The organism is Psychrobacter phenylpyruvicus DSM 7000 = NBRC 102152 (genome assembly GCF_000685805.1).
Classification (GTDB): Bacteria; Pseudomonadota; Gammaproteobacteria; order Pseudomonadales; family Moraxellaceae; genus Psychrobacter; species Psychrobacter phenylpyruvicus.
On record NZ_JMKP01000012.1, the window covers coordinates 72,545 to 83,020 of the forward strand.

Below are 10,476 nucleotides of genomic sequence, written 5' to 3' on the forward strand. Positions count from 1 at the left end.
GGCTATATGCCCCGCTGATGAGACACTACTGAGGCTTACCAAACAGCTCATCCAACGCTTTAACAAACCCGATGGGAATATCCCAAGTGACCAATCCGTAGCGAGTAGCATTCATCTCAGTTTGGTCAGTTTGGTTTACAATATTTTCGGCTTCTGATAATTGACTGTAAGTCCCTCGCAAGAACACATACTCAACGGGGCCTAAATATTTGGCCTCATTGCCTTGGTAATCGGCAATACGCATGGATAAGAAGCGGTGTAGTGCCACTTGGTAGATCGCTGCTTGTAGCCAATAACCGGCTTTACTCATAGCTTGCTTGAGGGTAACCTCATTATAGCTGCTTAGGCTATTTCCTAAAAAGTTACTCTTATAATCAACCACATAAAACTTGCCAGCATGCTGATACACCAAGTCAATCTCACCACGCAGATAACGATAAAGTTGATTACTACTTTGTGCGGTCAAACGCAGGTGTTTGTCGATATCATTAGGCAAATATTGCTCAAACAGCGCATTGATCTGCTGTACTCGGAAGCTTTCCGCCATTCCCATATTAAATTTCATCTCTGCAAGGCGCTGCTTCGATGAGATATTAATCAGAGGCTGTCCTGAAGCCAGTAAAGGGGTATGCAAAACCTCATCAATCCATCCCATTAGAGCTTGATGCTGAAGCCCTTGCTCATCGATATGATAGTTATTGCTACTATTACTATGGTTATCGTTGTTATTACTGTTATTTTTGCCCTTCTTTTTATCTTCTAAGACGCGCTTTTGATGAGCCACACTGGCATAAGCCAAAGGTAATTGGTAGCTATTAACCGCTCTATCTATTACCGCAGACCACTGCTCGGAGTCGGTAAAGTTTATCTTCTCAAATATCTCATGCAAAAACGTACCAGCATTGGCCCCTTTCACAAAGCTAAAGCGTATGTCATCAGCAGCTTTTATTGGTAATACCTCAGCCGGCAGTACCCCACCTTCTTTTAGGGAGTACTGAACAGGAGCGGTGTCACTAACACCAATATAGGTAGCATCATCGATACGCTCATCGACCACAGCCATCGACTGAGTAGACTCATCTAATTGACGAGCTAAAGCTGTAAAACTAGTCTTGGCCCAGCCATAAAAGTAGTCTACCCGCATCACATCGGAGAATTTGTCGTATTTAATAGGCTCTGTGACCGGTTTTGTGATGTTTGTATGGTCACCCTGATCTAAATCATTAGTTTTAGTTTTGGTAAAGTTGTCTTCATAAAACTGATAAACGTTTTGGCCTCTTACCATGCCTATAACATTTTTCAATCTATCAGGTAGCTTGTATTCTGCTGGCTCAGGTTTTTGTATATCAAACCAATTAAATACTGGCTTACGCTCCATATCTGTAGTATTAGCCGGATCGCTTAAAACTACATATAATAGTTCACTAGCCCTAGTAAAAGCCACATAAGCCAGTCTTTTTCTTTCATCTAAATTTTCTTGAGTCTCAATGTCTGTATAGTAGCCTGGTGTGGTAGCTGAATCTTTAACCGGTGAAAAACGACGCTGATTACCGCTAGATTGGTGCACCATGGTATTGGTAGCTTGCTGAGCATTATACAAATACAAACCGTAGTCTTCTTTATTACCCGACTTACGACTGGCGCTGCCCATACCCAATACATAGACAATGGGGAACTCAAGCCCCTTTGACTTATGAATAGTCATCAGCTGTACACCAGACTCTGTAGGTAGCGGATACTGCTTAGCCCAATCGCTATTGGGTGCAGCATCTATGTTCTGCCTAAACCACGCTAGCAACTCATGCTCACCCATACCGATACCGTATTGCGCCAAGATATCCATCACATGACGCAAATCCATGATATGTCGATCACCTTCAGGGTGTGCTGCCAATGCCTGCCAGACACCTTGTGGCTGTACCGGGCTTTTATCCAGTAAATAATGCATTGCCGATAAGATGCCAAAGTTCTGCCAACGCTGAGCGCCTTGTTTAAGATAGCTAATAAAGTCTTGATAGCTTTTTTTATACTGATCAGTACTGCTAGTAGTGCTATTAATATCGTCATTAACATTAACAGCGGCTTTAGTTGGCGTCTCATCGCTTTGGGCAATGCCTGACTCATGGTCGGTCATCATCGCTTTGACTTCTTTGATACTCAGGCCATATAGATGACTGGTCAGCACCCTATTTATCATATCGTGACGATAAGGATAAAGCATGGCACTCAGTAGAGCCGCAACGTCTTCGGCCATGATAGTCTCAAAGATGCTAACGTCACTGGTGGTCAAAGTAGGTATATTCAACTTAACCAGTTCATCCTCAACCCGCTTTAAGTCCTTTTTGGCACGAGCCAGAACTCCAATGTCACTGGGCTGAATGGGTTTACCCTTTAAGGTCTGCCCGCTGTTTAATAAAGTGGCAATATGACGAGCAGTAACCTCATGCTCATCGTAATCAAGCTCCTTATGCTTGTCATAAGGTAAATGCAAAACGCTCACCGGCTTAGTAGATAGCACATCAGCGACTAAATCAGTTTCAGCTACTGGGGAGATGCTTAGCGTAGTGGCTTTCCTGGTATCTAGCTCATTAAACTTAGTATCTAGCTCGTTAAACCATGACAATTGTTTCTCAAGCTTAGCTGCAGTAATGTGCTGATAATAAATTTGGCTGCCTAATTCGGCAAACCTATTTTCAGTTGAAGTTGGCGTCGGCATTCCAAACCAGCAGTTCAACGAGTCAATAACCCCTTTATTTGAGCGGCGGTTAATATCAAGCGTCCATATATGCTTATTATCAAACTGCGACTTAATATAGTTGTAGTTAGCAACATCACCGCCACGGAAGCCATAAATTGCCTGTTTTGGATCACCAACTAATAACAAAAACTCTTGATTGGACTTAGTATTAGTTGACTGCTTATCCTCATTAGCTGACTGCTGACGCTTATTCTTTGGCAGATAAATACTTTCAATCATAATGGCTTGCTCGCCATTGATATCTTGTGATTCATCAATAAGAGCGACTGGATAGTGGTGGCGAATATAACGTGCCAGCTTCTCTCCCTGACGGCCAGTCAATGCTTGATTGAGACGTACCATTTGCAAGCTAAAGGTAGTCTCACCACGCTCTTCTAATATCACCGGTAATCTTGCGCGGACTGCTAGTACTATATGGCGGTTTAGATTGGCCAGTATCGATAATATATGCTGATTCAAACCCTCCATATTATCCATAATAGTCATTAATTGACTTATGGTTTCTAGCTCAAAAAAGACTTGATGTTGCTTTTCTTTATTTTTATTAAAGTTCTTTATTTTTCCATCATCACTTGGAAACTGAGCATCTCTCAATGACCCTAGTAGTTTGGTTGCATCATCACTTAAGTAACTCTCAAAACTCAAACCTTTTTCAGAGATTAGTTGATGAATCTCAGTAATATGCTCAAAGCGAGTATGTAAACTAGAGCGGCCATTGAACCCTTGTGATTTTCGATAATCGGGATTTAAATAAGGCTGAATATCAGTCAAATCTAGCTGAGCAAAGTCCTGTAGCAATTGCTCCAAGCTATTAAAATCAAAATCTTCATTTAACTGCACCTCGTCAATTGGCGCAGAAATAAAATTCAGCGAGCGATTCACATAAGATTTATGATCCTCGACCGCAGTCAGCTTACCTTGCTGCTCCATAAGTGCATATAGCTTGGGCTGCTCATGATACAGACGGCTTTGAAACTGGCGCAGTTCGTCATGGATAATACTGTCAGTGACCTGCTCAATACTACTGTCTTCAATAATCGCCATGCCTTGCTGATGACCGGTCTCACTGCTGTATTCTGCCAGCCATTTTTGCGCCAAACTATCGAGGGTGCCTACAAATAACTTATCAAGTGTGGTTAGCACCAGAGCGGTACGGCGAATGGCATCTGTCATCGGATAAGTCTTTACATTATCAAGCAAGTAACCCACCAAATGTAGGTTAATTGGGTCCTGCATGATGCCATCTAGACGAGCATATTTTGCCTTGTCTATCAGCCACTTAGCGCGATCCTTTTTAGCATCAGCTTTTTGCTTTTCTTCTAGCTGTTTGTCATGCGCCAAATCTTGGTTCAGCTCATCGGTGCCAATACTGTCCGCATCAGCCGTTGAGTCTGTCTTATCATTGGTCTTGTTTTGACCGCTTTCAGGGGTGACCTGCAAGATATTTGGATACAAATCCCCTTTATTAACCTGATCCGCACTTAAGTTATTAACCCACTGCAATAACTGATAAAAATCCACCAAACGATCATGGATACGCTGACGCATCTCTGCAGCAGCCGCTCTAGTAAAAGTAGTAGCAATAATTTGCTCAGGAGCACGACGCGCTTCAATAAGTAAGCGTAGTACGATACCAGTTAAAGTCCAAGTCTTGCCAGTCCCCGCTGAAGCCTCGATAAGATGCCTACCACTTAAGGCCACATCGACCGCTGGTACTTTCTCTGCTTTTTGATCCTGATTTATCGTAGGTAAATCAAGCACAACTTGTGCGTCCTTCTCTTCCTGAGAGGCTGAATGCAATGCGGCTAGTTCATTATTATCAGTCATGTCTGTCATAAGGAGATATACTTTTTTATTATCTATAAAATGTTCTATAAGGCGTGAGGCTCAGTCGATGTCATTAATTAGGCTTAAAACAAATTAGTCTTTTAGTCCATCAAGAGCATTAAACATAGGCTCATACAAGGGCTGTGCCAAAGCCGTTAATGAGGCAGCTAAAGCTTTGAAGGCATCTTGCTCACGCAGGATATATTGCCAAATAGCATGCTGTGAACAGGTGTCATATACCATGTCTGACATATAGCTTGGGAACAACCACTCCGAAAAATCACCTCGTTTTGGCCAATACTCAGCGCCTTCATCTTCCTGCGCCTTTAAGCAATTATCCAAATAACTTAGGGCATACTCTGGCAGTAACGTAAGCGGCACTTGGCCCGATAGCTTGGCAAAAATAGCCCACTTAATCAGCTCAATCACAGCATCTTCATACACAATAGGCTCGAGCTTAAAGGCAGTAGCTTTTTCAAGATTTTTGACTTTAGTGCTCGCTTTATTAAAGCGCCAAATGCTGATGCCGTCATTTAGTGCTACCTGCTCAGCTGTGGTGCGTCTGGCCACCTGCCAATACAGATGCGATAACCAGAACTTCAGCAGATGCCTAGGACTGGCGGAGTTGGGTAGGATATTAAACCAGTGCTTAGGCGACTGCTCAGCATAAGACACGCCTGCCTTTAAATGCGCGCCATTGCCATTAGCCTCTACCGGCACCACCCCTTTGATCTTCATCATCTTTGGCATATAAGATAACAGTGACGCATTATCCTTTTGCTTCAACACATTCGCCAGATCCAGTTGCACTGGATGCTCGATACTAGGCGTAATGATTGGCAAATCTGCATCAGCTTGCTGCGCATCTATACCGTTAGCTATCAATTGCTGCTGAAAGGTTTGACACTGCTGTTGCAGCTTTTGTTGCTGATTGGGCAATGTGGTGTGACGGGCTACCCCTGCCGGCATGATTTTTTGATACAGTAGAGCTGGCGCTGCTTGAGACGAGGTATCCTCTAAGCTCTGGGGGCTGTCTGAATCATTCTCTGCCGAGTGGCTAGCCAATTCATGAATCAAATACTCATTGATTTGATAACTACTCAAGCTATCCAAAAATAGCGGTTCTTGCTGTGCCATCGCCTCTTCACCTTGTACGATATGCACCTCTTGCGTGCGTAAGAAAGCTTTGGCTGGGTGACGCACTTGATAGGCAAGCACCCCTTCAACGTCTATCTCAGCAATATCAAACAACGCTTGAGCTAAGGTTTTATTTTGCTCATCACAGTTTAATCCTGAGTCAATAGCTAACAGCTCACACAGCATTAATCGGGTTTGGTTGTCAATTTGACCCAACTGCCCCAAACCGGCCCCTAATAACTGGGAGATTGCCGCATATTGTGCTTGGTTAGGTAAGTTGACTAACAGAGGCTCATCATTACTGTTTCGAGATTGTAAGGTGTTAAATACCGCTTGCCATAACGGCGCTGGCGGGAACTGACGCTGCTGAGCCAGTTTGGTTTTTTGCATAGCTTTATCTAACATGCCTTGTAGAGCATCAAAATCAGACGGCTCGTCATTTGAAGCCATATTTGAATTAGTTGGATCATCCGAATCAGACGATGTCGGTTGCTGATTTGGGTGCTGATTTAGGTTTTGAGTTTCTTTGCTTAAGCTATTCTCTAATTGTGTAAAGTCATCTTCTAGTTGCTGCTGAAACAAGCTCTTATCAAAAGGCAATGCCGGATGCTCGGTGACTAACCACTGCTTGACAAGCTTTGGCAAATGACGCTTTAAGCTCTCGGTAGTCGGGTCCACCTCTTGTGGCAAACTATCAAGAGAATTAACCTGCCACTGAACCTCCCCTTGCAAGAATTGCAACAACTCACTGACTGGGTTAGCCGGCAAATGCTCATGGGTATCGGTTAAGCTTTGACCGTTATAAAATATCCAGCAAGCACTACGCGCACACAATAAAGCATCCAAAAATGCCCCATTGTCATCATCTTCGCTGACCCTATCACCACGACGTGACATGGTTGCCTTCATCAAATCATAACGGTTGTCACGATCACGAGCTGGGAACTCAGAGAGATTCATATTGAGCATCACCACCAGATCAAAAGGCACATTTCTTAAAGCACCGAAGCGGCCAAAAGTAATTACCCCAGTCGGCTCCGCACTCACCTGCTGACTCTCAAGCTCCGCCTCAATACTATCTAGCATAAAGCTTAGCTTCAGTGGCAACGTCTCAACATTTGCCAGTCTTTGCTCAACTTCTCGGTTATTGGCATTATCACCACTAGCATATTGTCTATAGTGACGGTTGGCGCGCAGACTCGACTTAAAGCCATTCATGGCGTTATAAATGGCACGCATACTACGGGTCTGATCTACATCACCAAAATAACGGTGAATGACTTGTTGTTCAATATCATTAAGCCAGTCTTCAGCTTTTTGCTTCTGTTTATAATCATCGCGCTGGGCATGCAGTCCACTATAAATACGGCATAACGCTTCAATAATGGGGGCATCATTAAGACTCACCTCAGGTAACGGCAAGCTCATTTCAGATATTGCAGCACTCGGCCACTGCTGATCATCAAGCGGATATAAACAGTCGCTCATTTGCGCTTCAGGCATTATTAGTCCCAGCGTCAATCTATCTAATGCTTGGGCAAAGCTAAAGCGGTAATCAAAATCATTGTCGTCCAAGGTCTGTTTAAGGTGTTTCTCATCAAAGCCGCGGATAAACCCAGCTTCAACCAACAAATCACAACCACGGCTCATCTGATCATGGGTTAATCCAAAGCTTTCGTATAGCGGTGGCAACATCAGCCAATCTAGCACCTCAGCCGCTTCAAATCGGGCACTATCACTACCAAGTAGCTTATAAAACCCAGTAATCGCCTCCCATAATTGACGAATAGAGGCATCGACCACACCGGTGACTCTTGCCGGCAGAGTCAAACCATCTTGACCTTTGCCATTGACAAAGATTGAGCTAATCAAGGTATGGTGACGTTCAACGTCAGGCAGTAACACGACTATGTCGGAGATATGACGTTTTTTTGCGCCAGGCGGCAATGGCTCATTTAGCCAGCGCCCAATCATGATACGCAGCACCTCAAGTTGACGCTGCAAACTGTGGCACGAATGAATACTTAAGCTGTTATCTTGGGCGGACATCGACCACAGACGCTGTTTTTCAAAGCGTTTGTTTTCAAGGACCTCATCATCGTACCAAGCAGCGGTATTGTCATCATCAGCCTCATCAAAGCTTAGCTCGATTTGCTCACTAATAGCCTGTGACACTTTCACTGCTGTGGCTTGCTGCGTTGAACGCTCATCCAGCATCAATACATCGTTTTGTAGTCGTCTTAATAAACTGGGACTATTGTGAGGTTGATAAGCGGTCTCTTGCTCAGATTCTTTATTTTGCTCATTGCTTTCATTATCTGTATCAAGACTAAGCTCACCGCTCAAACTCTCAGTCCAATCATCTTCAAATTTATCCTGCCAATCCACAATGGCATCTTCATACAGCTCGTTACCCGATAAGTTAGCGAGCATGGCAAAGGTATCACGGGATTGCTTACCCAGACGAGATAGCAGACTGTGACCATAATCACGTAAAAAAACGCTTTCAGGGTTAATAATCCGCTGGCGCTGTAACCATGATTTATCAACAATATCCGCCCAAAAAAGCTTAGAGGGATTGTAATGCAGTAAAATAATATCCATGTAGCGCGATAGGCGCTGTAAGAAATCAAGCTCAGTCTGCGGCAACTGCTGAATGGTAAAAATACGAAGTACTTTGGGTAACTGATCTTGCTCGTCCGCTTTGTTACTTTCTAGTGCTTTCCAGAAGGTTTTTTCTAACTGGGCACGATATTGATGCACATCAGCAAATAATTGCGACCATAAATAGCGCTGCGCCGTCTCCAATTCCACATAATGATCTACTAACCATCCTGGGGTGACGCGTGCATATTTATCAAAGCGCAAAGACAGCTCATCTTTTTCTTTAATTAACGTCTCCACATTTAGCGGCTTGTTCTGCGACCATAGACTTAGCCAATCCTCACGGTGGGTCAAATAGCGGTTAAACACCCGTGCCAAATCACTTGCCAGCTGCCAAATACGCGCATCTTGTTGCGCTTTATCTGGCTCAACGCCTTGTTGCGGCTCTTCAATTAAGGGCGACAGCAGTGGATATACTGGGTGTTTATCGTCCTCAATAATGATTTGCTGATAATAGGTCAGATAGCCAAACAGACGCCACTGCATCACAGTCGGCGATAGCACCGCCACCTCAGGCACGTTTAGCACCTTCGCATCGGGATTATTTTGCAGTAGATAAGCATTATGCTGATTGAGTACATCCTGCATTAGCGTCCACTGATATTGACCCCAGAACTTAGTCATCACCAGCGTACTAATGCCGGCACGACTGGCAATGGTTTTATCGAGCCAATCACCCAATACCATTGACGGTATGATAACCACAAAGGGATCAAAAATAGACTGCTGTATTGATTGGTATTCAACCAGCAGTTCATCGACTAAGTTTTCGGTGCGATGCGATTGGATAATCTTGAACATAAAAGGTTTTTCTTGTTTTTGGGAAGTTTTATAAAAAGCTATGCCTATAAGCATAACCCATTCACAATTTAAAAAAAGGAGTTATTGAGACTAAACGACAGTATACGTCGTGAAAACTGAGGAGTGAATTTTAGAATAGAATATTGAATTAGGTTATAATCAAGTCAGGATTCAGAAGGCTTTAGGTATAGATAATCAAGACAAGTTTTGATGGGTTTGTATCGTTAAGTTGCCTGATTAAAACCACCTACGTTTCAGTATGCAGATTTGACCGTAGGGTTACTTGGTCTTGTTTATTAAGCTCATTTTTTATCTTATTGCGCTCTAAATCAAAAGCCTACGTAATTTCATCTTAAACCTCAAAGCTACTAAATAATAAAATAAATTGTAGGTGAACATATAAAATATACAAGTGCTAAAACGATAGTAGTCGACCATATAAAAGCATGATCTTTTTGTTCAGAAAATATAAGTCTATATATAATATTTATGAAATAAAAAAATATAACTCCTGACAATATATAGGCTAACATCGATACAGTTAAAAAAAGTTCTCCCAAATAATTTACTAGCACTTCTTTCTTTATAATTGCGACTAAGCTAAATATCAAAACAATTATAGACAGTATAAGAAACATAATTTTTTCATAGTGCTTCTTATTCAAAATAAAGTAAAAAGCCATTACCGTAGCACACATGCTGAAATAAAAACTTCCTGCCACACTTATGATATTGATAAGAAAATTATTAGTCATATAGGCTATAAATAAAGTAACCGCTAATAAGTTAACTATTAAATATATTATATACATCATTGTTCATCTTCCTTATCAAATGAATCAATGGCATTTTATCGATCCTTATCAGTACACCTTGTGACGATTTTATTCGGTACCTTACTGAGATAGCGATATCTAAATCATAAAACACGACTGGTCTATCGAGATGAGCAATATGCATTTTCTGCATATTGCTTTATAAAAACTAACGGCTATTAATTTTATTTATTAAACCCTCGTTCTTTAATATAGCTATCAAAAATCTTTTTCATTTCAGGTTGATACAGCTTAATATACTCATGAGCTATGCCGCGACTGCCACTAGGGTGAGGAAAGCAAACTACCTGACAATGTTCAAACTTTTGAAAACTGATTTTAAATCTAGTATGACTAGATGGTTTTTGAACAATGAACCGCCCCGACTATATCGGAGAGTGGATTGCTTGAGTCAGGCAGCTTTGTCTGACTCATTAAGGCTATCATAGTATCGTCTCTCAAACTCAAAAGGCG

Annotated in this window: 2 protein-coding genes; both read right to left on the minus strand. The window is 42.3% G+C overall.

Translation table 11 applies throughout. The features are described from left to right. Positions 1-25 precede the first annotated feature (25 nt). Entirely contained in the window at positions 26-4,594 is a 4,569-nt protein-coding gene (locus tag G561_RS0106720; RefSeq protein WP_028858854.1) for a UvrD-helicase domain-containing protein, read from the minus strand. An 84-nt stretch (positions 4,595-4,678) separates the two neighbouring features. Then, positions 4,679-9,187 (minus strand): exodeoxyribonuclease V subunit gamma, encoded by a 4,509-nt coding sequence (locus G561_RS0106725; RefSeq protein ID WP_028858855.1) that lies wholly within the window; start codon positions 9,185-9,187, stop codon positions 4,679-4,681. Positions 9,188-10,476: the final 1,289 nt, after the last annotated feature.

Coding starts and splice junctions, on each gene's coding strand:
- G561_RS0106725 (WP_028858855.1), bottom strand. CDS start 9,187: ATGTTCAAGATTATCCAATCGCATCGCACCGAAAACTTAGTCGATGAA.
- G561_RS0106720 (WP_028858854.1), bottom strand. CDS start 4,594: ATGACAGACATGACTGATAATAATGAACTAGCCGCATTGCATTCAGCC.